This window comes from Paenibacillus sp. Lou8.1 (assembly GCF_024213565.1).
GTDB classification, from domain to species: domain Bacteria; phylum Bacillota; class Bacilli; order Paenibacillales; family Paenibacillaceae; genus Paenibacillus; species Paenibacillus polymyxa_B.
In genome coordinates this window covers 100,754-127,480 of record NZ_JANAVN010000002.1, presented here as the reverse complement: position 1 = coordinate 127,480, position 26,727 = coordinate 100,754, and the positions used below count along the sequence as shown (strand labels likewise).

The 26,727-nt window shown below is 45.2% G+C and carries 28 protein-coding genes; 24 read left to right on the top strand and 4 right to left on the bottom strand.

What is annotated here, in order from left to right; all coding sequences use genetic code 11:
- The first annotated feature begins 85 nt into the window (after positions 1 to 85).
- The 8 genes from NLX78_RS03390 (at position 86) to NLX78_RS03355 (ending at position 6,858) form a co-directional block, all read left to right on the top strand.
- Positions 86 to 268 carry a hypothetical protein gene (locus tag NLX78_RS03390; protein WP_061828281.1) on the top strand — a complete coding sequence of 61 codons (183 nt, stop codon included), beginning with the start codon at positions 86 to 88 and terminating at the stop codon, positions 266 to 268.
- 189 nt (positions 269 to 457) lie between these two features.
- The gene (locus tag NLX78_RS03385; protein WP_013371386.1) at positions 458 to 853 is read left to right on the top strand and encodes a DUF2500 domain-containing protein; all 396 of its coding nucleotides are present in this window, start codon (positions 458 to 460) and stop codon (positions 851 to 853) included.
- 136 nt (positions 854 to 989) lie between these two features.
- On the top strand, positions 990 to 1,739 hold the full coding sequence (locus NLX78_RS03380; protein ID WP_254349607.1) for an SDR family NAD(P)-dependent oxidoreductase: 750 nt from the start codon (positions 990 to 992) through the stop codon (positions 1,737 to 1,739).
- 120 nt (positions 1,740 to 1,859) lie between these two features.
- The gene (locus NLX78_RS03375; protein WP_061828283.1) at positions 1,860 to 2,282 is read left to right on the top strand and encodes a cell wall hydrolase; all 423 of its coding nucleotides are present in this window, start codon (positions 1,860 to 1,862) and stop codon (positions 2,280 to 2,282) included.
- Positions 2,283 to 2,338: 56 nt separating this feature from the next.
- Positions 2,339 to 2,800 carry a spore coat protein GerQ gene (gerQ, locus tag NLX78_RS03370; RefSeq protein ID WP_235309726.1) on the top strand — a complete coding sequence of 154 codons (462 nt, stop codon included), beginning with the start codon at positions 2,339 to 2,341 and terminating at the stop codon, positions 2,798 to 2,800.
- 388 nt (positions 2,801 to 3,188) lie between these two features.
- Positions 3,189 to 4,490 (top strand): hemolysin family protein, encoded by a 1,302-nt coding sequence (locus NLX78_RS03365; protein ID WP_235309727.1) that lies wholly within the window; start codon positions 3,189 to 3,191, stop codon positions 4,488 to 4,490.
- Between the two features lie 211 nt (positions 4,491 to 4,701).
- Entirely contained in the window at positions 4,702 to 5,709 is a 1,008-nt protein-coding gene (bioB, locus tag NLX78_RS03360) for a biotin synthase BioB (protein ID WP_061828285.1), read from the top strand.
- Positions 5,710 to 5,745: 36 nt separating this feature from the next.
- Positions 5,746 to 6,858, top strand: coding sequence for a glycerol dehydrogenase (locus NLX78_RS03355; RefSeq protein ID WP_254349606.1), 1,113 nt, complete (start codon positions 5,746 to 5,748; stop codon positions 6,856 to 6,858).
- Between the two features lie 445 nt (positions 6,859 to 7,303).
- Here the strand turns inward: NLX78_RS03355 and NLX78_RS03350 are convergent, their stop codons facing one another.
- Positions 7,304 to 8,536, bottom strand: coding sequence for an aminopeptidase (locus NLX78_RS03350; protein ID WP_069289646.1), 1,233 nt, complete (start codon positions 8,534 to 8,536; stop codon positions 7,304 to 7,306).
- Between the two features lie 162 nt (positions 8,537 to 8,698).
- Here NLX78_RS03350 and NLX78_RS03345 point away from each other — a divergent pair, with 162 nt between their 5' ends.
- The 9 genes from NLX78_RS03345 (at position 8,699) to NLX78_RS03305 (ending at position 19,191) form a co-directional block, all read left to right on the top strand.
- Positions 8,699 to 8,995: a hypothetical protein gene (locus NLX78_RS03345; protein WP_061828288.1), complete on the top strand. Its 297-nt coding sequence runs from the start codon at positions 8,699 to 8,701 to the stop codon at positions 8,993 to 8,995.
- Positions 8,996 to 9,121: 126 nt separating this feature from the next.
- Positions 9,122 to 9,925 carry an MBL fold metallo-hydrolase gene (locus NLX78_RS03340; RefSeq protein ID WP_254349605.1) on the top strand — a complete coding sequence of 268 codons (804 nt, stop codon included), beginning with the start codon at positions 9,122 to 9,124 and terminating at the stop codon, positions 9,923 to 9,925.
- Positions 9,926 to 10,062: 137 nt separating this feature from the next.
- On the top strand, positions 10,063 to 11,082 hold the full coding sequence (locus NLX78_RS03335; RefSeq protein ID WP_013310435.1) for an aldose 1-epimerase: 1,020 nt from the start codon (positions 10,063 to 10,065) through the stop codon (positions 11,080 to 11,082).
- Positions 11,083 to 11,236: 154 nt separating this feature from the next.
- The gene (locus tag NLX78_RS03330) at positions 11,237 to 11,938 is read left to right on the top strand and encodes a FadR/GntR family transcriptional regulator (RefSeq protein WP_061828291.1); all 702 of its coding nucleotides are present in this window, start codon (positions 11,237 to 11,239) and stop codon (positions 11,936 to 11,938) included.
- 98 nt (positions 11,939 to 12,036) lie between these two features.
- Positions 12,037 to 13,581, top strand: coding sequence for a 2-isopropylmalate synthase (locus tag NLX78_RS03325; RefSeq protein ID WP_254349604.1), 1,545 nt, complete (start codon positions 12,037 to 12,039; stop codon positions 13,579 to 13,581).
- A gap of 164 nt (positions 13,582 to 13,745) precedes the next feature.
- Positions 13,746 to 15,134: a class II fumarate hydratase gene (gene fumC, locus NLX78_RS03320; protein WP_254349603.1), complete on the top strand. Its 1,389-nt coding sequence runs from the start codon at positions 13,746 to 13,748 to the stop codon at positions 15,132 to 15,134.
- 201 nt (positions 15,135 to 15,335) lie between these two features.
- Complete coding sequence (locus tag NLX78_RS03315; RefSeq protein ID WP_061828294.1) at positions 15,336 to 16,802, top strand: potassium/proton antiporter; 1,467 nt, start codon at positions 15,336 to 15,338, stop codon at positions 16,800 to 16,802.
- A 221-nt stretch (positions 16,803 to 17,023) separates the two neighbouring features.
- A complete protein-coding gene (locus tag NLX78_RS03310; protein ID WP_254349602.1) occupies positions 17,024 to 18,145 on the top strand; it encodes a phosphodiester glycosidase family protein in 1,122 nt (373 codons plus the stop codon).
- A 38-nt stretch (positions 18,146 to 18,183) separates the two neighbouring features.
- Positions 18,184 to 19,191 (top strand): stalk domain-containing protein, encoded by a 1,008-nt coding sequence (locus NLX78_RS03305; protein WP_254349601.1) that lies wholly within the window; start codon positions 18,184 to 18,186, stop codon positions 19,189 to 19,191.
- 125 nt (positions 19,192 to 19,316) lie between these two features.
- On the opposite strand, the gene NLX78_RS03300 is transcribed toward NLX78_RS03305, so the two are convergent.
- A complete protein-coding gene (locus tag NLX78_RS03300; RefSeq protein ID WP_061828296.1) occupies positions 19,317 to 19,856 on the bottom strand; it encodes a helix-turn-helix domain-containing protein in 540 nt (179 codons plus the stop codon).
- 269 nt (positions 19,857 to 20,125) lie between these two features.
- Between NLX78_RS03300 and NLX78_RS03295 the strand changes: the two genes are divergently transcribed.
- On the top strand, positions 20,126 to 20,539 hold the full coding sequence (locus tag NLX78_RS03295; RefSeq protein WP_061828297.1) for a DoxX family protein: 414 nt from the start codon (positions 20,126 to 20,128) through the stop codon (positions 20,537 to 20,539).
- Between the two features lie 48 nt (positions 20,540 to 20,587).
- Positions 20,588 to 21,454 carry a VOC family protein gene (locus NLX78_RS03290; protein WP_254349600.1) on the top strand — a complete coding sequence of 289 codons (867 nt, stop codon included), beginning with the start codon at positions 20,588 to 20,590 and terminating at the stop codon, positions 21,452 to 21,454.
- A 73-nt stretch (positions 21,455 to 21,527) separates the two neighbouring features.
- Here the strand turns inward: NLX78_RS03290 and glsA are convergent, their stop codons facing one another.
- On the bottom strand, positions 21,528 to 22,466 hold the full coding sequence (gene glsA / locus NLX78_RS03285) for a glutaminase A (protein ID WP_061828299.1): 939 nt from the start codon (positions 22,464 to 22,466) through the stop codon (positions 21,528 to 21,530).
- Positions 22,467 to 22,601: 135 nt separating this feature from the next.
- On the opposite strand from glsA, the gene NLX78_RS03280 reads away from it, so the two are divergent.
- Positions 22,602 to 22,766 carry a hypothetical protein gene (locus NLX78_RS03280; RefSeq protein WP_254349599.1) on the top strand — a complete coding sequence of 55 codons (165 nt, stop codon included), beginning with the start codon at positions 22,602 to 22,604 and terminating at the stop codon, positions 22,764 to 22,766.
- A complete protein-coding gene (locus NLX78_RS03275) occupies positions 22,747 to 23,661 on the top strand; it encodes a DUF1835 domain-containing protein (protein WP_254349598.1) in 915 nt (304 codons plus the stop codon). Before NLX78_RS03280 ends, NLX78_RS03275 begins: the two co-directional genes overlap by 20 nt.
- A gap of 107 nt (positions 23,662 to 23,768) precedes the next feature.
- On the opposite strand, the gene NLX78_RS03270 is transcribed toward NLX78_RS03275, so the two are convergent.
- A complete protein-coding gene (locus NLX78_RS03270) occupies positions 23,769 to 24,071 on the bottom strand; it encodes a hypothetical protein (RefSeq protein WP_069289635.1) in 303 nt (100 codons plus the stop codon).
- Positions 24,072 to 24,363: 292 nt separating this feature from the next.
- On the opposite strand from NLX78_RS03270, the gene NLX78_RS03265 reads away from it, so the two are divergent.
- Genes NLX78_RS03265 through NLX78_RS03255 form a run of 3 tightly spaced genes read left to right on the top strand, consistent with a single transcriptional unit; the run spans position 24,364 to position 26,685 of the window.
- Positions 24,364 to 25,269: an NUDIX hydrolase gene (locus NLX78_RS03265; RefSeq protein ID WP_061828302.1), complete on the top strand. Its 906-nt coding sequence runs from the start codon at positions 24,364 to 24,366 to the stop codon at positions 25,267 to 25,269.
- Between the two features lie 28 nt (positions 25,270 to 25,297).
- Complete coding sequence (locus NLX78_RS03260; protein WP_061828303.1) at positions 25,298 to 25,780, top strand: riboflavin biosynthesis intermediates N-glycosidase; 483 nt, start codon at positions 25,298 to 25,300, stop codon at positions 25,778 to 25,780.
- Positions 25,781 to 25,785: 5 nt separating this feature from the next.
- A complete protein-coding gene (locus NLX78_RS03255) occupies positions 25,786 to 26,685 on the top strand; it encodes a TIGR02452 family protein (protein WP_254349597.1) in 900 nt (299 codons plus the stop codon).
- Positions 26,686 to 26,727: the final 42 nt, after the last annotated feature.

Sequence of the window (26,727 nt, the reverse complement as noted above, 5' to 3'; positions counted from 1 at the left end):
ATACGACTATATGTGAAAAAAATCACAAACTAACAAATAAGCCGCTGTTATACTAAACCTGTAAACAACGATAGGAGTGATAATCATGAGAGCGAATCAGGATCATATGTTAACCCAATACTACCTTCAATTTTGTTATACTTGCCAGGATGCCTATGGTTGCACGACTGAAGAGGACTGCAAGCAGTGTGCAGAGCGTTACGCTGAAGACGAAAATCATGAAGTTCTGGATGAAACACAACGTTATCTCCAGCTTGTACATGTGTAAATCGATGCATCATTCTGATATCGCCATATCTTGAGCCCTCCCGGATAATTCCGTGGGGGCTCTTGGCGTTCTTAAGGGTTGCTATCAAATTTGGGCAGGAACATACATATACTGTTATAGAAAGCTTAGGTTAGGTCAGGATGCCCGGTAGTTTCCCTGTGAAATGCCTGGCGGAGAGGAGTGCGGTGCATGGGTTTTGAGTCATTATGGATGTTCGATTGGCTGGGCACGGTACTGCCCGTATTTTTCGTTGTCGTGTTGGGTATTGTCGTGTTGTCTGCAGGCAGGGAAGTCATGGAATGGAGTCGGAATAAAAGGCAGCCTGTATTGACGGTCGGTTCCCGAATTACAGCCAGAAGGACACATCTCCAACAGAGGCGGCAGGAGGAACAAGGGACTCGTACCTATACTTTCTATTACGTAACCTTCGAGGTGGAAAGTGGCGACCGGATGGAGTTTAAGGTATCTGGGGAAGAATATGGTCAATGCGCTGAAGGGGATGAGGGACGGCTTACTTTTCAGGGTACAAGGTATATCGGGTTTCAGCGTCTTAATCGCTATAGCTTGGAACAGGTTAAAATGTAGAATTCAGTCTAATTATTTTTTGGATTCATTTACAGCCTTCTGCGAGATGCCAGGGTAGAGGGCTGTAGATGTTTCTTGTACAGCACATTTTGGTACATATATACTAGAACAGTGTAGTTCAGAGGAGGAATGATTTGTGTCATTTGAGGGACAAGTTGTTATTGTAACAGGAGCGGCGCATGGCATCGGGAAAGAAGTCGCTTTTGCCTACGCTGCTCAGGGTGCCCATGTTGTATTTGCCGACCACAATGAGGAGGAGGGTGCAGCAGCCGCTGCAGCGGCCCGGAACGAGGGCTATCAGGCCATTTTTATTCCTTGTGATGTGCGGAAGGAAGAAGATATTGTAGCGCTAATCCGTGCCACGGAAGAAGAATACGGTACGATTCATACGCTAATTAACAACGCTGGCGTGTCCAAATGGAAATCTCCTTATGAGTTAACGATAGCAGAATGGGATGACATTCTAAATACAAACGTACGCAGCTGTTTTATTGCCACTAGGGAAGCAGCTAAGGTGATGAAACGAAACGCAGAAGGTGGCTCTGTGGTCAATATGACCTCTACACGAGCTTTCATGTCAGAGCCGGATACAGAAGCCTACGCGGCATCCAAAGGAGCGATTGCGGCCCTTACACACGCGATGGCCATATCGCTAGGAAAGGACGGGATTCAGGTCAATTGCATCAGTCCAGGGTGGATTGAAACCGGGGATTATGAGCAACTGCGTGCAGAAGACCATCAACAGCATCCGTCTGGGCGAGTAGGAACCCCTAAGGACACCGCACGGGCTTGTCTGTATTTGACACAACCCGGCAATGATTTTGTAACAGGCACGAATCTGGTAGTAGATGGTGGCATGACGCGTAAAATGATTTATGAGCCATAATAAAAGCCTGAATGAGTAGTCCCAGTCTTGGGGCTATTTTTTTATTTTTCTGGACTGTCACCCATTGGGCATTTGTACCATACGATAGGGTATGTGATGGAGAAGCGAGGAGGGGACGCGGTGGCTGTAATCAAGACCAACTCAGAAGATGTAAGGACCCTCGCCCGGCTGATGCGGGCTGAGGCTGAAGGTGAAGGCGAGATGGGTATGCTCATGGTTGGCAATGTCGGTGTGAACCGAATTTTATCCAATTGCCTAGATTTCCGGGGGATACGTCTTATGAATGACATGGTGTTTCAAAGCCCCGGAGGTTTTGAAGCCACTCAGAAGGGGTATTTTTATCAGAAAGCCCGTGATCGGGACATTCGACTTGCCCAGCGTGTAATCAATGGAGAAAAGCTACATCCGGCATCCAATGCATTATGGTTTTTTAGACCAGCAGGAAACTGTCCGGGCACTTGGTATGACCAGACCAATACCGGACGTTTTAAAGCCCACTGCTTTTTTAGCCCGTCTGTACAGGATTGTCCTAATGTATATTAGACACTTTACAGAATGGCTTGAAGAATTAAATTAAAACCATTTTAGGAGGAATTTACATGATTTCACAGCAAGCTTACCGTCCCGTATCTTATGCTTCCGGCAACGGATATCCCGAATGGCCAAGAGGGATGGCTCCAATGGGAACCATGCAGCCGCAGCCTATGACTGGCTTTCCACCTCAAGTAAGTAGTGGCAGCCCTATGACACCAACGGGTACCGTAGTGCAGGTTCAGACTCCGCAATACGAGCAATCATACATCGAAAATATTTTACGCTTGAACTTAGGCAAAACGGGAACCTTTTATATGACCTATGAAAATAACCGGGAATGGAATGCGAAAATATTCAAAGGCATTCTGGAAGCAGCAGGTCGGGATCACATTATTATTAGTGATCCGGCGACAGGCAAACGGACCATTCTGCTGATGCTAAACCTGGACTATGCAACGTTTGATGAGCCATTGTTGTACCAATATCCCGGCGTCATCGGGAATCCGGGTGCATCCCCGGTTCGCTGATGCCTTCATATATATGAGTCTACATCCTCTGCCAGACGGCAGGGGATGTATTTTGTTTATAATCTTTCTCAAATATAGTAGCTTTCTTGATGGTAAGCGGCGAAAACGAGAGCTTTATGACCTAAATGATAGGGGGGCTGTTTTTTCTGACATTGCTTGTGGTTTGACTGTATAGAGTATAGTTATATAATTAAATATAAGCTGATGAATGATCTAATCATTTATGCGGAATATGGCTTTGGAAGCCGGAGGGAGTGAATGTGTTGGGAAGTTGACGCTGCTTATGATGTGTTACCGTTCTGTCTATGATGAAACTATCCGAAGGAGGTGCGCCTGTCTGCCGTAATGACGGCTGATGGGGAGCATATTGAGTGACCCTTTACCGAGTATGTTTAACTTATTTATTGTTTTTGCATTAGTACTATTGAATGGTTTTTTTGTATCTGCGGAATTTGCCATGGTGAAGGTCAGAGGCAGCCGTATTGAAACATTGGTGGAAGCGGGCAATAAAAAGGCCGTGTACGCCGCCAATATGTTACACAACTTGGATGCTTATTTGTCTGCCTGCCAGTTGGGTATTACACTAGCATCGTTGGGACTAGGATGGATCGGAGAGCCGGCCATCGCACATTTGATCGAACCTGTATTTACAGCCGCTGGATTAGGAGCGGTATACGTGCACGGTACTGCCGTGGTTATTGCATTTATTGTTATTACGATTCTGCATATTGTGTTGGGTGAATTGGCGCCCAAAACGATAGCTATTCGTAAATCTGAGACCATTACGCTGTATTCAGCCATGCTGATGACTTGGTTTTACAAGTTGATGTATCCATTCATATGGGCGTTAAATGGAATGGCGAACAGCCTGCTGCGTTTATTCCGTCTGGAGCCGGTATCTGAAAATGACGATTCCGCGCATACCGGAGATGAAATACGCATTCTGATGAAAGAAAGCAATAAGAGCGGACTAATTGATAATACGGAATTGGCGCTTGTTGATAATATATTTGATTTTACCGACACGACCGCCAGGGAAATCATGATTCCGCGAACTGAGATGATCTGCTTATACAGTAATGAGTCCACAGAAGAAAATCTCGCGATTGCGACGGAAAGCATGAGAACCCGTTATCCAATCTGCGCCGAAGATAAGGACCATATTATCGGCTTTATCCATATTAAGGACCTTCTACGGGCGAACACACTGGATACCCGTACGATGATTCGACCGATTCTTGCTGTCCCGGAATCTACGCAAATTAGTGATCTGCTCAAACGCATGCAGCGTAGCAAGACGCAAATCGCAATTTTGATTGATGAATATGGCGGTACATCGGGTATGGTAACACTGGAAGATATTATGGAAGAAATCGTTGGTGAAATTCAGGATGAGTTCGATCAGGAACGTCCGAGTTGTGAGCAGATTAATGACGAGGAATTTTCCATTGACGGCATGTTATTAATTGATGAAGTGAACGATCGCTTTGGACTGGATCTGGATCATGAGGATTATGATACGGTAGGGGGCTGGCTATACTCACATGTCGAGGTTATTCCTCCACAGCCTGGCCAGACTGTAGTGTTTGAGGGATGTATGTTCACGGTAGAAGAAGTTGAAAACAAGCGGATTTCACGTATTCGGCTGACAAAACAGCCTATTATCTTGGAAGAAGCAGGAGTCTCATAACGGAATACGGAATAAATCTTGAGAGCGACCTTGAACGATGTGGGGTCGCTTTTTAATTTGCCTCCTTTACAGAAAGGACATGAATTGATATGATGTTCGTGTTATTGTCAACCTAAACACAATCGCTTGGGTTGACAATAAAAAAAGAACTTCCTCTACGTTGAAAATCTTATCCATTTACATGATCATTAAATTTTGGGAGGCAAGAAGTATGAATTTACTAAACGAGGTTATAGATTGGGGCTTGTTGGCTGAAAAAGCGATCCAAGGCAGCCGTATATCGCTGGAAGAAGGTATGGAGGTACTGGAAGCCGACGATGAGGAATTATTACCGATTATGCAAGCTGCATTTCAGGTGCGACATCACTTTTATGAAAAAAAAGTAAAGCTCAACATGATCATCAATGCCAAAAGTGGCCTGTGCCCGGAGGATTGCGGTTATTGCTCACAATCTATCGTATCCACGGCGCCTGTGAGCAAGTACAGTATGCTGGACAAGGAATCACTGTTGGCTGGAGCTAGGGAAGCAGTAGCGCGGAGAGCAGGGACGTATTGCATCGTAGCTTCCGGCAAAGGTCCAACAGATCGAGAGCTGGATCAGGTGATTGAGGCAGTACAAGAAATTAATCGCACGATGCCGCTCAAAATTTGCGCCTGTTTAGGGATTCTCAAGGGAGATCAGGCACGGCGGTTGGCAGAGGCTGGGGTACATCGATACAATCATAATTTAAATACAAGTAAGGCCAACTATCCTTCGATAACAACCACACATACATACGATCAACGCGTCGAAACTGTGAAAATGGCTCAATCTCATGGAATGTCTCCATGCTCTGGCGTTATTATCGGGATGGGGGAAACGAATGAGGAAATCGTACAAATGGCTTATGCCTTACGGGAGTTAGATGCTGACTCTATTCCGGTTAACTTTTTGAATCCAGTCCCTGGAACCCCGTTGGAAGGGGCAAAGCGAATATCACCTATCCAAGCTTTGAAGGTGCTGGCACTGTTCCGCTTCATCTGTCCATCCAAAGAAATACGCGTTGCAGGTGGACGAGAGTTGAATTTACGCTCATTACAACCGCTCTGCCTGTATGCAGCGAATTCAATTTTTGTAGGAGATTATTTAACGACAGAAGGCCAGGAGGTCACATTTGATCATCAAATGATTGAAGATCTTGGTTTCGAAATTGAGATGTGTGCCCTTTCAACCGTATAATAGAAATTGTACAAACTTGGAAGGGAGAGTTAAACGATGAGCGAAAAAGTATTTATTAGTCCAGGTAAATATGTGCAAGGGAAAAATGTGATTGATAAAACAGGTGAGTATGTTAAGCCATTAGGTCATACCGCCTTGGTTATTGCGGACAAGCTGGTTTGGGAGATCGCAGCCGACCGCGTAGTAAAAAGTCTGGAACAGGCTGATATTCCGGCGGTTAAAATTGAGTTTCAAGGGGAAGCATCGAAAAATGAAGTCAACCGTATTGCGGATCAGGGACGAAGCGCCCAGGTCGATATTGTCATTGGTGTAGGTGGTGGTAAAACGCTGGATACGGCCAAAGCCGTTAATGAACTACTCGGTTCCTCAGTTGTGATTATTCCAACGACTGCTTCTACAGATGCCCCTACTAGTGCATTATCTGTTTTGTACACCGATGAGGGTGCATTTGATACGTATACCTTTTTCAGTAAAAATCCGAGCCTGATCCTGGTGGACACGAAAGTCATTTCTCAAGCGCCGCCCTTGTTCCTCTCTTCAGGCATTGCAGATGCCATGGCAACGTGGATTGAGGTCCGTGCGGTCATTGAAGCTCGCGCAACGACAATGGCTGGTGGTTTGCCAACCTTGGCGGCAGAAGCCATTGCGTCCAAGTGTGAGGAAGTTCTTTTCGATTACGGTCTGCAGGCTTATGAATCCGTGAAACGCAAAGTCGTCACGCCTGCGCTTGAAGCGGTTGTCGAAGCCAATACGTTGCTAAGCGGTTTGGGCTTTGAAAGCGGCGGTTTGGCAGGCGCACATGCGATTCACAATGGTTTTACCGTTCTGGAAGGGGATATTCATCACCTGACACATGGTCAGAAGGTAGCTTTTGGCACCTTAGTCCAGCTTGCTTTGGAAAAAAGACCTTTGTCCGAGATGGAGCGGTATATTGACTTTTATCTAAAACTCGATCTGCCTGTCACGCTGGAAGACATTAAGCTACAGGAAGCTTCCCGAGAGGATTTGTACAGGGTAGCCCAGGCTGCTACCAAAGAAGGCGAAACTGCTCACAATCTACCATTTGCTGTCACAGCGGATGATGTGCTTGATGCGATTTTAGCGGCTGACCAATATTCACTTGCCTACAAGGCTAAAATTGGACATTAAAGCTAACTTCATACGAAATAAAGTAGATTCAAAGGTCGCTGATCAGCGACCTTTTTTCCATTTTTTAACTTGCAACTTATGTTATAAGGTGTATATCTTGGGTCCAATCAACCTTATGTTCCTGTGAGTAAAGTTCCGGGCTGGAGTTGGGCTTTTGTCGTGGTCAGCTTGGTTATAGGATTGCTATTTTCGGGGATTTTCGGTGTGTGTATAGGAATATTGGGCAGCATGTTTTACGTGAAATCATCTTTATCCATGCATCAAACCACCAATCGAAGAGTTGTAAATTGTCTTATTGTCTTTTTCATCATCAGCGTGATACAAATTGTTTTTGGAATTGCAGCGAATTCTTGGATTAACACGTTGTAAAATAGATCTAACATAGCCTATAGGAAGAAGCAAGAAGGCTCTCACGCATAAAGCGGTGGGAGCCTTTTTTGCCGTGTTAGATCGCCCAATTTCCTTTACGGAAGATAGGTTCCTCAGTACCGTCCTCGGTAACGCCGTTAATGTCCATTTCAGCTGAACCGATCATAAAGTCGACGTGAGTCAGGCTGGAATTCAGGCCGTTGGCAGCCAACTGCTCTTGAGTCATATCCTTGCCGCCTTTAAGGTTAAATGCATAAGCATTACCGATGGCCAAGTGGTTAGAGGCATTTTCATCAAACAACGTATTATAAAATAAAATATTTTTATCAGAGATAGGTGACTTGTGAGGTACGAGAGCAACCTCCCCCAGATAGTGTGAACCTTCATCCATTTCTACGAGATGCTGAAGAGTTTCCAAACCGGTTTCTGCCTGTACATCGACAATACGTCCATTTTCAAAAGTCAATGAAAAGTTGTCGATGATATTTCCGCTGTAGCTAAGTGGCTTGGTGCTGCTGACCTTACCGTTCACTCCCGTTTTGAGCGGAGCTGTAAACACTTCCTCGGTAGGCATATTGGCTACAAAAGTATGTCCCTGTTGGTTGACGCTTTCGGCTGCTACCCACAGATGATCTTTTGCCAATTCGATGGTGAGGTCTGTGCCTGGAGCCAGATAATGCAGCTTTTTATAGCGTTTGGCATTTAAAATATCAGCTTTGCTGGAAAGGGTTTTCAAATGCTCTTTCCACGCCTCCACAGGGTTATCCAGATCCACACGCACGGTGCTGAAAATGGCATCCCACAGTTTATCCATTTGCTCTGAAGCTGGCAGATCAGGGAATACTTTGGCAGCCCACTCTGCTGAAGGATAAGCAATCAGAGACCAACTGAATTTGTCGGCCATTTGATACTCACGATATTGACGTAATTCATGTGACCGCACACGCTGGGCAGCAGTAATTCGGCTGGACGGAATTCCCTGAAGCAAATCCGGATTTTCTGCAATGACATGCAGTACTGCTGCGCCATTTTCGACCTCTTCAGTCATTTCGGCTGCGTACCATTTGGGAGCAATATTAAAAGTTTCATCAGGAGCTAGTTCATACTGTAATCGAGTAATAGTCTCATCACTCCATTTTACTGTAACTAGCTTGGCCCCAGCAGTATACGCTGATTTGACGATAAGTCTCACGAGTTCGGCGGACAAAATTGGTGCATGAACGATGAGTGTCTGCCCAGGATGGACATTGGCGCCAACCCGAACGGCTAACTCGGCATATTTTTGCAATTTTTGTTGAAAATCTGACATGTAACTTTCCTCCATTTCACGAAAAGCCTTAAACAAGGCTTGGGTAACTTGCACAGTTTTTTTGCAAATTCCACACATAGCTTATATATTGTACAATGTAACGAAAAGGTTCACAAATCAGTTTTGGTACTATTTAGTGAAAATGAAAGGGCGGATAGATGAATGACAGAGCAAAATTCACCTCAGGAAGTGAAAGAAGTACATATTCAACAGGCACAAATGACAAAAGATGAGAATGGTGCTTATCTGGGCCAAGTGGTATTTAAAGTAGAGGGACAGAGTTCTGTATATGAAATCACATTCCACAGCAAAAGGGGAAAGGAATGGGATTACAGTCTCCATTTTGCGGGAGAGCCACGGGTGGAGGAAGAGATGCTGCAAATGGATAGCTGGATTGAAGAGAACGATGATTTGTTCGACTATTTGCTAGATACGGCATGGAGCAAATTACCCGAGTAATGTAAACATGGTCTATTTTCGTGACAAGCGGATTATATTTAGCAGTGTCCGCATAATCTGCTGACATGGGGGAAGCCTAAAGGTCGATGTTAACAGGAAATTCCATGTGAATAGGAGGGTGAAGCTTTGGCAAATCATCTGTTCACCGAAGGAATGACGGCAAATGAAGAGGCTGCTCCCGATCTCCTGAGCTTACGGACGCTGTTTGTAAATATGTGTTTTATTGGGGAGCCGGGAAGCCGTTCCTGGGTGCTGGTGGATACGGGGATGACAGGATTTACAGACTCGATTATACGCCTGGCAGAGGAACGGTTCACTGGCCCTCCGATCGCTATTGTGCTTACACATGGTCATTTTGATCATGTAGGTTCGGTTATTGAGTTGGTACAGCATTGGGGTACACCTGTTTATGCACATCCTTTGGAATTACCTTATTTGACGGGAATGAAGGATTATCAAAAACCTGACCCTAGTGTAGGGGGAGGTTTAATGTCGGGCATTTCCTTCTTATACCCTAATGATGCTATAGATCTCGATGATCGCATCACATCACTGCCCCTAGATGGCAGTGTCCCCGGTGCCCCTGGTTGGAAGTGGCTGCATACGCCAGGACATACACCTGGTCATGTATCGCTTTTTCATGAGCGAAGAAGGTTAATGGTGGCCGGTGACGCTTTTATTACGGTGAAACAGGAATCGGCACTGGCCGTTATTTTACAGGAAAAAGAAATACATGGGCCTCCTGCGTATTTTACGACAGATTGGCAAGCTGCGCAGCGTTCGGTGGAAATGCTGGCCAAGTTAAAGCCTGAGATTGCAGTCACAGGACATGGTCATTACATGCATGGTGCTGAGCTGACAGATCAGCTGGAGCGACTGGCGGGAGATTTTGAGCACATGGCTGTACCCAAACAGGGCCGTTATGTGTAGTAATGTGTGAAGGACGATGCCTTGCGGGGCATCGTTTTTTGTGTGGACGTGGAATTTTTTTGCTCAGCATGGTATAGTCAAGCCAAAAGCTAAACGCTTTCATTAAACATCGTCATTTCATCAAGGAGGATTTTTTGATGACACAACAACATGCTGCAATTGGTGATCTTTATTATGGAATACCGGCGATTCGTCTTAAATTTGGACGATATGAAGCAGTTGCCCTGCCGGGAAACGGCGCAAATCTGATTTCTTTTCGTGACAATGAAACGGGATATTCTTTTCTGCGTGAGCCAGATGCTGAGAGCATAGAGGCTTTTAAGCAAAGCCCGTCCGTTTACGGAATTCCTTTCCTGTTCCCTCCGAATCGGTATGAGGATGGAAAATTCCTGTGGAATGGTGTTACATATGAGCTGCCGATAAATGAAGAGGCGACCCACAACCATCTGCACGGCTTTTTACACACTGTTCGGTGGGAGGTTGAGGACTACGGTTCTGGGGAGCAAGGTAGCTATGTGGTAATGAATCAGCATGTAAGGGAAGGACATCCCATGTTCCGCTATTTACCCTTCACCTTTACCATGAAGTTAACCTACAGCCTGGACGAATTTGGCCTGCATCAGCGTTATGTGATCCATAACGAGGGCGATCAACCGATCCCCAACTTATTTGCCTTTCACACAGCGATTCGCGTTCCGTTCGTACCCGATAGCTCGCCTGAGGATTACAAGATTAAGGTCACAATCGGTGAGCGTCGTGAGCTGACGGAACGGTTGTTGGCCACAGGTCAGTTCCAGCCTTTATCTCCGGAAGAGGAACTGCTTAAGACGACGGGAGTTAGTCCTTATTTTGCCTCTATGGATAATCATTACACGGCAGCTCCGCAAAATGGACGCAACTACATGGAACTGACACACAGTAAGACAGGTGCTACCCTCGTATACGATGTAGGCACAGCTTATAAGCATTGGATGATCTGGAATAACAAAGCGAACAAGGAATTCATCTGTCCTGAGCCGCAAATGAACATGATCAATGCACCGAATCGTCCGGACCTACCAGCGGAGGAGATCGGATTGATTGCACTGGCTCCAGGCCATATTTTTGAAGCAACCAGTCGTTTGTATTGTATTACACCTAATAAATCGAAATCCTAACATTTAAATTTATCCTTATAGGCCTGCATCGTGTCCAACGGTGCAGGCTTTATTTGGGTATGTAAGCATAGGTAAGGACCAATGGGGAAGGAGGACGAAAAAGGTTGCAGAATGACAAGCAGTCGTAGTATGATACGAAACAGGAGATGATCAGATGAATTTTCCTTTTCAAGCCGTCAAACGCAAGCAAATCGCCGATGAAGTGGCTGAACAGCTGCAACGAAAAATTGCTGCTGGTGAATGGAATGTGGGCACTAAGATTCCAACCGAGCCTGAGCTCATGAAGCTATTCGGAGTCGGGCGATCTACAGTACGTGAAGCGGTTAGCGTTCTGGTGCATGCCGGTCTATTAGAGAAAAAGCAAGGACACGGAACTTTTGTCTGCCAACCGACGACTTCTCAAGAGCCATTGGATTACCGTCTAAGCCGTGCTGAAATTATTGAGGTTTATGAAGTGCGGAGTGTGTTGGAACTAGAGATTGCCAGATTGGCTGCATTACGTCGTAATGACGAGGATTTACGCTTAATGCGTGCGGCGTTGGACCGTCGTGCTGCAACTTTGGCCGCTGGAGATTTGACTGGGTACCTAGATGCGGATATCACTTTTCACTTGGCTGTTGCCGGAGCTACACGCAATAAGGTGCTTACAGACGTATATGGCAGCTTTGTAGAGGCCATTCGCAAGGCATTGAACAATCTCATTACCGATCCAGCGATGCAAAATCATTTTACTCTGCAGCACGAAAAAATATATGAAGCAATCCGGGATCAGGATGGCAAGGCTGCCGAACTTTATAGCATTCAACATTTGGACGGCACCAAGCTGGAGCTGCAAAAGCATATGGGAAGTTCATAATTTTTTTATCCTTAAACATCAGATGATCAGATGAATATAATGATCTTTGAACCTTTTACTTGAGCATCTCCTAAAATCAAACCAAAGGTGGTATCTGTATGCGCAAAATATGGGTGTTGGACACAACGTTAAGAGATGGAGAGCAATCACCAGGAGTTAGCTTAACCAGCACAGAAAAGGTGGAAATTGCTCTTCAGCTGCAAAAATTAGGCGTAGATCGGATTGAGACCGGCTTTCCAGCAACCTCGCCTGGTGAGATTATCAGCATGCAGGAGATTGCCAAACAGGTTACCCAAGCAACACTGGTTGGTTTTGCACGCTCGAAAGAACAGGATATTGATGCAGTCAGAGAGGCGCTACGAGGAGCTGAGGATACCTGTCTTCATTTGTTCCTGGCTACCTCACCCATTCACCGCCAACATAAGCTGCGAATGGATAAAGCGAAAGTATTAGAGACCGCTGCTGCTGCCATTCGTTATGGACGCAAGTATTTCAGCAAGGTAGAATTTTCAGCAGAGGACGCCAGTCGTACCGAGCTGGACTTTATTTGTGAAGTCGTGGATATGGCGATTCGTGCTGGAGCGACGGTCGTAAATTTACCGGATACGGTGGGATATGCCTCGCCGGATCAGTTCGGTGAAATGTTTAGAATTGTAAAGCAACAAGTGCCCGGTATCGAAAAAATACAACTCAGCACACATTGTCATGATGATCTTGGCATGGCAACAGCTAACACGCTGGCGGCCATCCGTAATGGTGTAGATCAATTTGAAGGTACCATCAATGGAATCGGTGAGCGAGCCGGAAATACACCTATCGAGGAAGTTGCACTGGCCCTTGATACCAGAACCGAGCTTTATGGTGCACAAACGAGTCTGGTTTTGGAGGAGCTGTATGCCACCAGTCGTCTGGTGAGCAAACGTACGGGGATGTCGGTACCGGGAAACAAGGCCATTGTTGGAGCCAATGCGTTTGCTCACGAGTCCGGTATACACCAGGACGGAATGCTTAAAGAGCGTACAACGTATGAAATCGTGTCCCCTGAGCGTATTGGGCTGAAGACGAGTAAACTTGTGTTGGGCAAGCACTCGGGTCGACATGCATTTAAAGAAAAACTGGCGGACATGGGGTTTGATGCTTTGACGGAGGAACAACTGCAAGAGGCGTTCCGCAAATTCAAGGCCTTGACGGATAAGAAAAAACAGGTGCTAGATGAAGATTTGCACGTCCTGATGGACGAAAGCCGCAATGCCTCACCTCAAATGTACACACTGGATTCCATTCAGGTGTCTTATGGCAATCAGTCGGTTCCAGTCGCATCCATTCGGTTGAGTAAACAAGATGGGACAGCAATTGATGAAGTAGCAATGGGGAACGGTTCTGTAGATGCGATTTTCCATGCTATAGACAAGGCCAGTGGTGAAGAGGTGGAGTTGGAGGATTATTCAATTCAATCTGTAACATATGGCAAAGATGCGTTGGGGGAGGTACACGCTATTTTGAGGCAAGGTGAGTACACAGCTCTGGGAAGAGGCACAAGTACTGATATTTTGGAAGCTAGCGCCAAAGCTTACATCGATGCGCTGAACAAGCTACTGGGCAGAAAAGAAGTCCATGGCAAAAGCAATATCACCATTAGTTGAACCTAGTAGCCATGCTTGTAAATTAAATTTCCTTTCGCCTCCTCTGGCCGCATCGTAAAAAAGCGCTTGCAAAATAAATGATAACATTTGAAATTTAATGTATAATAGGCAAGAGAGAGCACCATATTTTGTCTGAATTACATAGGCCAAGAGGAGGAAATGAGTTGAACTACCGCATCGAAAAGGATACGTTGGGCGAAATCAAGGTACCGGCAGACCGTCTGTGGGGAGCGCAAACACAGCGCAGCAAGGAAAATTTCCCGATTGGCTCGGAGAAAATGCCATTAGAGGTTATACAGGCGTTCGCGGTGCTTAAAAAAAGCGCGGCGATCAGTAACTATAAGCTGGGTAAGCTATCACAGGAGAAGCAGGACGCCATTATTTATGCAGCGGACGAAATTCTCGCAGGGCGGGTTGATGACCATTTCCCGTTGGTTGTATGGCAGACAGGAAGCGGTACGCAGTCCAATATGAATGTAAATGAAGTGATTGCTCATCTGGGAAGCCAATGGTTACAAGAGCAGGGAAAAGATACGAAGCTGCATCCCAATGATGATGTAAACATGTCGCAAAGCTCAAATGATACGTTTCCTACGGCGCTTCATGTAGCGGGTGTCATTGCAGTTGAGGACCGTTTGTTGCCTGCCATTGATAAGCTGAAAGAGACTTTTCAACAGAAGTCAGAGCAATTCAAGGATATTATAAAAATTGGACGAACCCATTTACAAGATGCGACACCGCTGACGCTGGGGCAGGAAATAAGCGGCTGGTATGCCATGCTGGACAAGAGCAAGCGAATTATCATTGACACGGTGCAATACATGAAGGAGCTGGCGATTGGCGGAACCGCGGTAGGGACAGGAATTAACGCTCATCCAGAGTTCGGCTCCCGAACCTCTGCGGAAATTTCCAATTTCACTGGCAAAACGTTCACTTCCGCACCCAATAAATTTCATGCACTGACCAGCCACGATGAAGTGGTGGCCGTACATGGAGCAGTCAAAGCGCTCGCGGCCGATTTGATGAAAATCGCCAATGATGTTCGCTGGCTGGCAAGTGGTCCGCGTAGCGGCTTGGGCGAAATCACGATTCCTGCTAACGAGCCAGGTAGCTCCATTATGCCAGGTAAGGTGAATCCGACTCAAAGTGAAGCACTGACGATGGTCGTTACGCAAGTAATGGGTAATGATGCAGCTATCGGCTTTGCTGCGAGTCAGGGTAATTTTGAACTGAACGTGTTTAAGCCAGTAATCATCTACAATTTTTTGCAATCTGTTCATTTGCTGGCCGATTCCATGATTGCTTTTAACGACAACTGTGCGATTGGCATCGAGCCTGATCTCGCTAAAATTGAGCACAATTTGAATAATTCGCTGATGCTGGTGACGGCATTGAATCCACATATCGGATATGAAAATGCCGCTAAAATCGCCAAACTTGCACATGCAGAAGGGCTGTCCTTAAAAGAAGCGGCACTCCGCAGTGGACTGTTGACTGAAGAACAGTTCGATCAATATGTTGTACCTGCGCATATGATTCATCCTAAAGCCTAAAGCACGACGAAAGTCTCTGCTTAAGCCTTATAAAAAATATACAAAACCAGCTCATGGAGTGCGATTTAGCACAAACCATGAGCTGGATTTTTTGATTTTATTATATAATTTTTTATTTAGGATTAGTATTCTGTGTGATTTGAGGGTATATAGATAGAAGGCGAAAAATTGAACATCTATTTTCAAGATAGGAGAAGCCGTATGGAACAGACAACCGTTATTAATTTGATTGTACTTTTGCTGTCCGGCTTGCTGCTGGTCGGCGTGCTGACTACCAAATTTTCCAGCCGTTTCGGTATGCCTGCGCTCGTTTTGTTTATTGCCGTAGGTATGGTGCTCAGTCAGTTTATTTATTTTGATAATGCCTTTATCACACAGCTGGTGGGCATACTCGCGCTCATTGTAATCTTGTTTGAAGGCGGGATGCAGACAAAGTTTGCAGATGTTAAGCCGGTTATTCGACCTGCAATGTCATTATCAACGTTAGGGGTCATCATTACGACCGTAGTCATTGGCGTATGCGCCAAGTTTATTTTAGGCGTAAGCTGGATGGAATCCATGCTGTTTGGCGCTATTGTCGGATCGACCGATGCGGCGGCCGTGTTTTCCGTTCTAGGAGGTAAAAACATCAAAAAACGAATTACCTCAACGCTCGAAGCGGAATCCGGCAGTAACGACCCGATGGCTGTATTTCTCACGGTAACATTGATTGAGCTGATACATCACCCTGAGCAATCCATTTGGATACATATCTTGTTATTTTTATGGGAAATGGGTTTCGGTTTAGTCGTTGGTTTTGTACTCGGACGCATAGGTGTATATGCGATTAATAAAATGAATTTTGATTCATCCGGTTTGTATCCTGTGATGGCGCTGGCATTTGCGGTCTTGACGTATGCTGCGGCATCGTTACTGGAGGCAAGCGGATTGCTGGCGGTTTATGTCATGGCCATTGTCTTGGGAAATTCCGACTTGACCTACAAGCGATCCATTATCCATTTTAACAATGGTTTCGCCTGGATGGTGCAGATTATGATGTTTGTCCTGCTCGGGCTATTGGTCTTTCCCGATCAATTGCTGGGCATTGCGTGGCAAAGCTTGGCGCTCTCCTTCATCCTCATGCTCGTGGCTCGTCCAATAGGCGTATTCCTAAGCTTACTTTTTTCCAGGTACTCTGTGCGCGAGAAGACACTGTTATCCTGGGCAGGACTGCGGGGGGCGGTACCTATTGTACTAGCAACCTATCCTTTACTGGATGAGATGGATGTAGGACCCTTGTTTTTTAATGTTGTATTTTTCGTCGTGCTCACTTCTGCGATTATTCAAGGTACCACTATTTCGTGGCTAGCGGTGAAGCTTGGCTTGATGGACCCTAACGAGACGTCATCTCCTTCACTGCTGGAATTAGTTTCTCTGGGAAAAACCACTTCGGAAATCAACCACATTCAGGTACAAAAAGGAATGTCGATTGCGGGCAAAGCGATTCAGGATATACAGTTGCCTGAAGACATTTTATTCACAGCCATAATTCGGAACGAGCAAATTATTGCCCCGAGAGGCACGACGGTGATTGAACCGGGCGATACATTGTATGTGCTTAGTCCCAAACTCAAGCGACAGCAGATGAAAGAACTGTTCATGCTGCTCGAACCAGAGGCTGCTCCGTAAAAAGCGTAGAGTACCCTTAATTACAGTCCTTCACATTCATGTGGAGGACTTTTTCCTGTGTTTTTTTCAGAGTGGATGAATCTGTTAAAAAATTGACACTATCATTCTACAAAATTAGTTTATGATATTGTCGTTAGATGTCGCTGCCTATCGTTACGGATCATTTGATGGGCCATAGTGATGAATAAGATAGAAGTCACCAATAACAGGAGAGATGATGAATGAAACCGGAAGTCTTGCCAAAGCGTGCAGTAGCTCGCAGGCAGAAAAATAGAAAAAAGAAACGAAAAGGAAAATTCGGTCGTTTTATACTGCGACTGTTTATTGTATTCCTGGTAGCAGGAATAGGGGGCGGTGCGTGGTTGTTCTTAACGTCATCTGGCAAGGACATGCGCTATTTGGCTGCGGATACGCTGATCACGACCCAACATCGTCACTGGGCGAAGTACTTTATCGGTGAAGAAGAGGCGAAAAAACGTGTGGCTGAATATTCGGCCCGTTTTGAAGCGATGGGTGAGGAGAAGGACAGACATACAATCAATCTGCCTGATCTGATACCGACCAAAGTACAACAAACGCCGCTGGTTGAAGTGGAAGAGGTATCGGGCCGTAACTATCATGGCTATGTTATGACGGTTCATGACCCCACTAAAATTCGGCTCGGGGTTCCTGCCAAGGTCGGCAGGGGAGAAAGGGTATCTAGTATGGTCGAGCGTTTAGGGGCTGTTGCTGGCGTAAATGGCGGTGGCTTTGCCGATCCCAACTGGAATGGGAATGGTTTTAAACCGATTGGCGTTGTCATTTCCCAGGGCGAGATATACTACAATGATATGGGCAAAAATGCCTCTGTTCAAATCGTAGGTATTGATAAACAGGGAAAAATGATAGCCGGTCACTATTCGTTGTCCGAGTTGTCCAAAATGAATGTACAAGAAGCGGTTACTTTTCAACCACGCCTAATCGTGAATGGGAAAGGTCTGATTCGCAATGCAAGCGAGGGGTGGGGAATTGCTCCCCGTACCGCAATGGGGCAAAGAGCAGACGGGGCCATTATATTCGTGACCATCGACGGTCGTCAGCCTGGGTACAGCATTGGTGCCAACTTGTATGATATGCAAAATATTTTGCTTAAACATGGAGCGGTTATCGGTGCTAATCTGGATGGAGGTTCTTCAACGGTGCTCGTCAAGGATAATGCCATTGTGAACAAGCCTTCTTCTGAATACGGAGAGCGGTATTTGCCGACTGCGTTTCTCGTATTTGAGCATCCAGAGACTGTTAGTATCCCGAACATATGGGAAGGCCTGAATCCTGGAGACATTGACGCAGCCAAAAAAAGATAGATCAGGAATGAACAAGTTCATTAAGTGAACGGAGACTGATGATGAAGCTAAAACGAGCAGAATTTCAGCGATTGTTTGTCGCCTTGTTAATGCTATCCTTACTCTCGACCACAATGCATCAAGCGGTTGCCGAAGCTGCTGAACAGGGTGCCATAGCGTCTCAATCAACGCAGGTCATAGATATTGTTATAAACGGACAACCTATAGACAGCAAGGCTAAACCTCTATTGATCGACGGAAAGCTCATGGTTCCGCTTAAACCTTTAGCCGAAGCTGTGGGTGCAACCTACCACTGGGATGTCAACAAGAAGCGGGTCACGCTACAAAAGTGGGCAGAACCCTTGGTTCTTAAGGAGCGATCACGTAAGAACCAGCAGCAACTTACCTTTGAAGTTGTAAGTAAAGAAGTATATATACCTCTGAGAGATGTTTCGCTTGATTTAGGTTATACGTTGGAGAAGACAAATACACAGATTCAGATTCAGCCTCCGATTCACGGTAAACTAAAAGAACAAATATATGAGGGAGATCTCGTGGCAGCACGCGAAGCGTTAATCCGCATAAACAGAAGTTCTGTCCATCCTTATATAGAAGCACACCGTCCTAACACTGAGCTTCTGTCCAGTGTCTACATGTTCCCCCAAGGTGAAGCATTACGGTATTTTACAGTGAACGGGGATGTGCTGAGTCTGGTTGAAGTGAAGGACGGTTTTCCGATTGTCACCTATCAAGGGTATGTGGGAGATCCCTTTGATAAAGAATTTACAATGGAATACGACCCGCTGGGGCGTTTTTTGGAGAATAAAGCCAAAAATCAGTGGGGAACTTATCCGAAAATAAATAAGCCGCTGATCTACGAGTTCACTACAGGATGGGGAGACAGCAGTACCACTTTCTATGGGCGTATTACTACGGATAAAAAAGAAGAACTGCTGGGTACTACTGGTGATCCGATAACTGGACTCCCGGCCGATACCAAACAAATTATGAAAACCTTCAAGCTACCGTGGGAATCGCGTACAGATGCCCAGCAGGCGATGAAATAAGTTAAGAGCAGCAATAGCAAATGAAAATATAAGAAGCGCGGATCGTTGAAGTAAAGATACTTCCGGTACGCGCTTTTTTTAATGGAATTTGTACTTTTGTTGCTTCGTGCTTGCGTAAATATCGATTAAGCGTCATTATCTGCTTCGAGAAACACGGAGATCAGAATTCGTGCGTTGTTATCTCCCACATTTTTGGCATAGTGGGGGATAGCTGCTCTCCAGCTAAAGGAATCTCCTGCTTCCAGGGTAGCTGAATCCTCGCCTTGCTCCACGTATACCGTGCCCTCCAAGATAAAATGAATCTCATCTCCCCCATGAGCATGCTCCTCTTCTGTAGACGAGCCTGGCGGCATGTCCACCAGCATCATTTTAACGTTTCCTTGCCCTCCCAAATGATCAACCTGGAGGTTGTTTTTACCATATAAGGTTTTACGGCGCTCGTCCTTGCGAATTACTTGCATCCGTTCCTCATCTTTAAGAAGCAGAAAAGCGAGAGGGACCTTAAGCGCATTAGCGATACTGTCCAATGTAGCGATGGAAGGGGAGGTTTTATTATTTTCTACTTGACTCATAAACCCTTGCGATAGTCCGGTTCGTTCGCATATTTGCTGAATGGATAAATTTTTACGTTTACGAGCAGCGCGTATGTTGCATCCTATACTCATAGAACGTTCCTCCTTTAAGGAAATATAATGTATACTAATTTAATATTTATCATACCAAATAATTTGTTGACAGACTACAGTTTCTTATGATAAATTCACATTACAAAATAATTATTTCTATTACTAATAATTCGAGTTTGATTCACACTAATGTGTTGCGGCATAGATTCAGACAGGATTATTTTTTTGAACAAATTATTAGTAATATAAATTAATTATTCATATGGACTTGTATGAGTGTAATAAACAAACAGAATGGAGAGATAAACATGAGTTCAGCAAGCAGAAACATTTCTACAATTATGCGGGTGGCACTGGGAATTTTGTTTTTGGCACACGGAATTGCTAAATTCCAAATGGGGTTGGGTAATGTAGCAGGCTGGTTTGCCAGCATTGGCGTTCCAGGATTTCTAGGTTATGTCGTTGCGGTGATTGAGTTGGTCGGCGGGATTGCATTGATTCTTGGATTGCTTACTCGTTATGTATCTGGGCTTTTGGTTATTGTTTTGATCGGCGCCATTTTTACAGCAAAACTGTCCGGCGGGTTGATGGGGAATGGTCAAGGCGCTGGCTATGAGCTGGACATTGCTTTTATTCTGGTAGCTCTTCATCTGGTATTTGCACCAACGACTCGCTTGTCTCTGGACTCTTTGTTCGGGCGTCGTGAGTCAACAGAAAAGTAATTTTTGATTGCTTTAGTCCTCCAATCCATGTAGAAAGAGGGAAATCTCATGACAGCACATATACATGACAACACCAAAATTGGGCAGGTTTCATTAAAAGTTAGTAACTTGGAGCGTTCTATTCAATTTTATACAGAGGTGGTTGGTTTTCAGCTACTGCGTCAAACGGCGAATACCGCTGAATTGACTGTCGATGGGAAGCATGCGCTACTGATCCTTAACTATATTGAAAATGTAGTTATTCTGCCGCGTCAATCTGCTGCCGGGTTATATCATTTTGCTATTCTTCTACCAAACCGTGTAGCTCTGGGCCTGTCCTTACGTAATCTACTGGCTCATGAGATTGAAATCGGACAGGGAGATCATGATGTAAGTGAAGCCCTCTATATCCATGATCCCGATAATAACGGAATTGAAATCTATGCAGATCGTCCCCGTGATCAATGGAAAAAGGATGCTAATGGATTTTACATGATGGGAACAGATCCCGTGGATGTAGAAGACTTGGTTGCGATTTCCGAAAATCTACCTTGGCAGGGACTACCTCAGGGAACGGTAATTGGGCACGTCCACTTCCATGTGTCTAATTTGCTCAAAGCACAGCAATTTTATTGCGATGTGCTTGGCTTTGACATTACGTGTCGGTATGGCTCTTCAGCCTTGTTCGTTTCCGCAGGTGGTTACCACCACCATATGGGCTTGAATATATGGGCAGGTGAAGGAGCCCCACCAGCTCCTGAGCACGCTGCCGGATTGGATTATTTTGAATTGATCGTACCAGATCAGAAGGAATTGGATGCCATTGTCGCTCGTTTAGAGGCAGCAGACTATGGAGTGCAAGAACGCGAGGGCGCCAAGTATGTAGCTGATCCGTTCCGCATTCAAATTAAACTGATTAACGGTCAAATCTCGTAACAAAGAAGGCACGTAACAAAAAAGGGTATTCCTAATAAGCCGTAAAGGCTGGGAATACCCTTTTTTCGTATACTTAGAACAAGCTCCAGTCCAAATCCCGAGACATCTTCTCCAGCAAGTGTACACCAGCTGTACTGTTGCCCATACGGTTCAGAGAAGGTCCAACCAGTCCAATGCCATATCGTCCGGGTACCATCGTCATAATACTGCCTGATACGCCGCTTTTGGCAGGTAGTCCGACTTGAATGGCGAATTCCCCTGAGGCGTCATACATGCCACATGTCGTCATAAATGTTTTGGCGATCTGTACATAGCGGCGGGGAATCAGCGGTATACCTGTCACTGGATCTCGACCATTGTAAGCTAGTACAAGTCCCATACGTGCTAAATCTGTACAGTTCAATTTGACAGCACAATGTCTGAAATAAACTTCAAGCACATCTTCCACATGACCTCTTAAAATTCCTTTTTCCATTAGAAAATAAGCAAGGGAACGGTTCAAATGGCCTGTAGCTGATTCTGAATCGTAGACATCCTGATCATATTCCAATGTGTCATTGTGGGTAAGCAGGCGGAAAAATTGGAGAACACGGGCAAATCTCTCTTCTGGACTGTTCCCGCGAATCAGAGAGGAGACTGCGATTGCTCCGGCGTTAATCAGTGGGTTAAACGGAATGCCCGGCTCAACTAGTTCTAGCTTTAGCATGGAATTAAAACGGTCTCCGGTAGGCTCCATACCCACCTTAGAGAAGACAACGTCCTCTCCATTATCCATCAAGGCCAGAATGAGCGTAAATACCTTTGAGATACTTTGCATCGTAAATTGGATTTCCGTATCCCCGGCTACCACGGTCTCACCCGCACCGTTCATTACAACAACACCCAGCGCGTCGGCTGGTGCTTTGGACAGTTCGGGAATATATGCTGCTACCTTGCCATGAATATACTCATGACGGCTTTGTTCTACCCATTCCGGCAGTTTGGTCTGTAATCTCTGCCACTCCGATGTCATTTCTTTTCCTCCAGTCGAGTAACCAATCTGTGGTATTTTATTGTAGAGTAAGAAGTGATAGCTATACGCCTATTCTAAAGATATTTCTGGTCGAAAGACAAGTTTGAATTGAATTTGATAAGAGGAGGTAGTGATTTGTTGTTAGCTCATAATGAACCGAATTTTGATGAAGACTATGATGAGGTTTTTAAGGGTCGAAGACTTAGAGGTTTTGTACGTAGTGTACTGGAGCAGGCTGCAGCCTTATCAGACAAAAATCCTGAATGGGCTATTCCTATTATTGAAACAGTGGGCAAATGATGTGGAAACGAGCCGAAATGAGCGCCTGGAGCATGAACGCACCCGGGAGAGGCATGTGCATCTATTGTTTTCTCAGTCTGCCGCAGGCTCGATGAAGGTAGGACTTTCGGGTGCAGGATTGCGGCTTGAGAGTATCGTGCTGACTTTTAATGATCAGTTTTCCATAGGACCATTGTGGAGGCTGGAAACACCAGAAGGACAAGAAAACCGTCACAGCTGGTTGGCTGAACGGATGATGCATTATGAGTTTTTTCATTACGCCAATTGGGAGCAGCGTATTGAACAGATGATGGTTACCCTTAGTGAGATTCCGGATGATAAGTCGATCACAATCTGGTGTGGATCTAATGCTGACGAGCAGGTTGGATTACGCTTTGCATTATATCTCTTGCGCAACAGAGCTACACCTATTCGGGTCATTAATGTCACGGATACCTTGGAGCGGGAACCGGATGATTATGTATATAATGAGAGTCCATTCCCTTTATCCATGGGCGTGGTGCATTCGAAAGAAATCGAACGGTTCATTAAGCGAAGTGAAGATGAACTTTATGTGGTGGGTATGGAAGACCGACGTCGATACGAACGGGAGTGGTTGGAGCTTAGCGAGCAAGATAGTGTCCTGAGATTATGGGACAATGACCGTATTGTTCATGTGCCGGAGGATTATTTGGATCAGGCCTTGCTGGATATGATTAGCAGGATACAGTTAACGGATAATCTGGAATTTGTGAACACCGGAAAAATAATAGGTCAAGCTTTATCGCAGTGGTCGCAGCCAAGAAGCGATACTTTTTTGGAATACCGGATTCAACAGTTGATCGATCATGGCAAACTTGATTTTCAGGGGATGCCGGGGATGATGAATCGTTATGCTGTGAAAATAAAAGAGTAAAGCGAAAAGAAATCAAATAAAACTGCCGACGAGATCGGCAGTTTAGTTTAAAGATCTTCTGATGATCAGGTTATTCATCGGAAGGTTATTTTGCTATGTAATCAGAATCAATAGTAGCTGTTTGAATTCAATGAACTTATGATGGCAGGCAACAGAGCAACAGCCATAATGATATAGATCACAATTACAATAGCTGCCCAAAGAAGGCCTGCTTTAGCATAGTTAGCTTTACTCGGATTAGTCGAGCCGCTAAATGCCCACACAAACAGCATAATAAGTCCAACTACCGGTATAGCCATCAGAAGTAAACTGATCATCCACTCCTTGAATGATACAGGAGGCGGGTAAACAGGGGCTGGTCTGGATGGTGCTCCTTGCTGATTGAATTGCGGATTAAACTGGTTAGACAATTAGATCTTCTCCCTACGTGATTAGTATGTTGTGTTTCCTATATTGACCAAAACATCATACATGATATGACAATAAGCAACAAGTGAAATTCAGTAAACAGTCTAATAGTACTATCAAATGATTAAAAATAGGACTATACACCCTATTGACGAAGCAGTTTTTATATATTACTGTATTGATATTAACATTTTGTTTTTATCAATTAATTCAAATTAAAAGTTACATAGAGCATTCGTCACTTTTGAATTAAAAGCGACAAATGACCCATATATGAACAGGTAGGTGAGGCAAGTGACAGATGGATCGAAACATAATCACAGTGGCTTGACGGAAGAGGAGTTCTTGGCCCTGTATGATGCGAATGAATATGAGCGCCCATCCGTAACGGTAGATATGCTGCTATTTACGGTAATGGATCAGCTCCAACAAAATTACCGGAAGCTGCCGGAGAAGACCCTTCAGCTTCTTTTGATCCAAAGAGGGGAGCATCCCTATATAGGGCAATGGGCGTTGCCGGGTGGTTTTGTAGGTATAGATGAAAGTCTGGAAGAGGCTGCACGACGCGAGCTTAAAACGGAAACGAATGTGGATCAGATTTATATGGAGCAGCTATATACTTGGGGAGATGTGGCACGTGATCCTCGTATGCGGGTAATCAGCTGCGCTTACATGGCATTGGTGGATCACGATTCCTTGGAGGTACAGGCGGGGGATGATGCCGATGATGCCCAGTGGTTTGAGCTGGATTACAGCGTAGCTCAGGAAACGCGGACGAAGCAGCCGGAAGGTTACACATGGGAACAAGACATTGATATCACATTGAAGCATGGGGACATCCATCTATCAGCCAAAGTAAAAATAACTGAAATTCTTAAGGGAAGAACCATTGAAATCAAGCGAGAGGTGCTGGAGTCACAAGGAATTGCTTTTGATCATGCCAAAATTATTGCGTACGGTATAGAGCGTCTGCGCAGCAAAATAGAATACACAGATATCGCATTTCACCTGATGCCAGCTCTATTTACACTGAGTGAGCTTCAGCAGGTGTATGAAATTATTCTAGGTAAGGAGCTGTTGGCCGCAGCTTTTCGTCGTAAAATAGCTGATCTCGTGGAAGAAACCAATGAGTACAGAAAGGCAGCCGGACATCGTCCGTCCAAGTTATACCGATTTAAGCCTCGGTCGCGTTTTATGTAGCATAAGGAATATGAAATGAGGAATCTTCATGGAAAAGTTTACACTTTTTTATCGCAGTCATTCGCCATTTTCGCAATGGTATCCTTCTGATTTTGTCGTGGATGGATTGGAGTTTAACTGTGCCGAGCAATATATGATGTTGAAAAAAGCACAGCTTTTTGGGGATGAAGAGGCGGCCCTGAAAATTATGCAAGCACCCACCCCAAGGGAGCAAAAAGCCCGTGGCCGCAGTGTGCGCGGATTTGACCAATCCTTGTGGGAGGCCAATTGCCGGCAATTTGTGTATGACGGTAATTACGCCAAGTTCACCCAAAATCCGAATTTGCTCAAGCACCTGCTTAAAACGAAAGGAACCACTCTGGTTGAGGCTAGTCCGACCGACACCATTTGGGGTGTAGGCTTAGCTGAGAGCGATGCTCGTATACGGAACCGCAAGCTATGGCGTGGCACGAACTGGCTAGGAGAAATATTGACGAATTTACGTGAGGATGTATTGCAAAAGGAGGTATAGTCATCATGAAAAATACAATGAATTCCCGGAGTAGCCGGGATGCACGATCACATATGGCGCAGGAGACACTATCCATTTTGGAGAATGGATATTACACGAATATCAAACAGGTTCAAGTAAATATGACAAAAGAGATAGGAAATGCGGTCACAGGCTCGAAGTTATATACACCTTCTCAACTGGTAGCTGTAAAGCAAGAAACAGAGCAAAGAATAAAAAGTATATTGGGGCCTTCTTCCCGCATAGAAGAACAGACGATTATTGCAAAATTGGGAATTACAGGAGAAAGCACGTTACAGGCGGCATACAGACTCCAGGTAGAGGAGAAGCTGACCCACGTGGCGTGTTTGAATTTTGCATCAGCTAAAAACCCGGGAGGTGGATTTCTCGGAGGCAGCCAGGCTCAAGAAGAAAGCTTGGCTCGTTCGTCAGCGTTATATCCTTGCATTTCACAAATGGAAGAGATGTATGGACATAATCGGAAGCTGCGGAGCTGTTTTTATTCAGATTATATGATTTATTCGCCTGAAGTTCCGGTATTTCGGGATGATCAGGGAACATTGTTGGAGAAGCCATATCAAGTCGACTTCCTGACCGCACCTGCTGTAAATGCTGGAGTTGTGCGAGAACGGGAGCCAGAGCAGGTGAATCGGATTGGGGAAGTGATGCTGGAGCGGATCCGTTACGTTCTTGGAATGGCTAAGCAAAACGGCGTAGAACATTTTGTGCTGGGAGCCTATGGTTGCGGGGTATTTCGCAATAAGCCAGAAGAGGTTGCCCTCTGGTTCAAGCAAGTGCTTGTAGATGAGGGATATGGTTTGCTGTTTGACCGGATTGTTTTTGCAGTGTTGGATCACAAAGCAGACCAACATACTTTAAATAACTTTAAAAATGTTCTTTCTTGAAGTGAAGGCAGTGCATAAAAACTGTTTTACTATAATATCTCA

Excerpts from the sequence above, each read along its gene's own strand:
- NLX78_RS03390 (WP_061828281.1), top strand. The coding sequence starts at position 86 with ATGAGAGCGAATCAGGATCATATGTTAACCCAATACTACCTTCAATTT.
- NLX78_RS03385 (WP_013371386.1), top strand. The coding sequence starts at position 458 with ATGGGTTTTGAGTCATTATGGATGTTCGATTGGCTGGGCACGGTACTG.
- gerQ (WP_235309726.1), top strand. The coding sequence starts at position 2,339 with ATGATTTCACAGCAAGCTTACCGTCCCGTATCTTATGCTTCCGGCAAC.
- NLX78_RS03365 (WP_235309727.1), top strand. The coding sequence starts at position 3,189 with ATGTTTAACTTATTTATTGTTTTTGCATTAGTACTATTGAATGGTTTT.
- bioB (WP_061828285.1), top strand. The coding sequence starts at position 4,702 with ATGAATTTACTAAACGAGGTTATAGATTGGGGCTTGTTGGCTGAAAAA.
- NLX78_RS03355 (WP_254349606.1), top strand. The coding sequence starts at position 5,746 with ATGAGCGAAAAAGTATTTATTAGTCCAGGTAAATATGTGCAAGGGAAA.
- NLX78_RS03350 (WP_069289646.1), bottom strand. The coding sequence starts at position 8,536 with ATGTCAGATTTTCAACAAAAATTGCAAAAATATGCCGAGTTAGCCGTT.
- NLX78_RS03345 (WP_061828288.1), top strand. The coding sequence starts at position 8,699 with ATGACAGAGCAAAATTCACCTCAGGAAGTGAAAGAAGTACATATTCAA.
- NLX78_RS03335 (WP_013310435.1), top strand. The coding sequence starts at position 10,063 with ATGACACAACAACATGCTGCAATTGGTGATCTTTATTATGGAATACCG.
- NLX78_RS03330 (WP_061828291.1), top strand. The coding sequence starts at position 11,237 with ATGAATTTTCCTTTTCAAGCCGTCAAACGCAAGCAAATCGCCGATGAA.
- NLX78_RS03325 (WP_254349604.1), top strand. The coding sequence starts at position 12,037 with ATGCGCAAAATATGGGTGTTGGACACAACGTTAAGAGATGGAGAGCAA.
- NLX78_RS03315 (WP_061828294.1), top strand. The coding sequence starts at position 15,336 with ATGGAACAGACAACCGTTATTAATTTGATTGTACTTTTGCTGTCCGGC.
- NLX78_RS03310 (WP_254349602.1), top strand. The coding sequence starts at position 17,024 with ATGAAACCGGAAGTCTTGCCAAAGCGTGCAGTAGCTCGCAGGCAGAAA.
- NLX78_RS03305 (WP_254349601.1), top strand. The coding sequence starts at position 18,184 with ATGATGAAGCTAAAACGAGCAGAATTTCAGCGATTGTTTGTCGCCTTG.
- NLX78_RS03300 (WP_061828296.1), bottom strand. The coding sequence starts at position 19,856 with ATGAGTATAGGATGCAACATACGCGCTGCTCGTAAACGTAAAAATTTA.
- NLX78_RS03295 (WP_061828297.1), top strand. The coding sequence starts at position 20,126 with ATGAGTTCAGCAAGCAGAAACATTTCTACAATTATGCGGGTGGCACTG.
- NLX78_RS03290 (WP_254349600.1), top strand. The coding sequence starts at position 20,588 with ATGACAGCACATATACATGACAACACCAAAATTGGGCAGGTTTCATTA.
- glsA (WP_061828299.1), bottom strand. The coding sequence starts at position 22,466 with ATGACATCGGAGTGGCAGAGATTACAGACCAAACTGCCGGAATGGGTA.
- NLX78_RS03260 (WP_061828303.1), top strand. The coding sequence starts at position 25,298 with ATGGAAAAGTTTACACTTTTTTATCGCAGTCATTCGCCATTTTCGCAA.
- NLX78_RS03255 (WP_254349597.1), top strand. The coding sequence starts at position 25,786 with ATGAAAAATACAATGAATTCCCGGAGTAGCCGGGATGCACGATCACAT.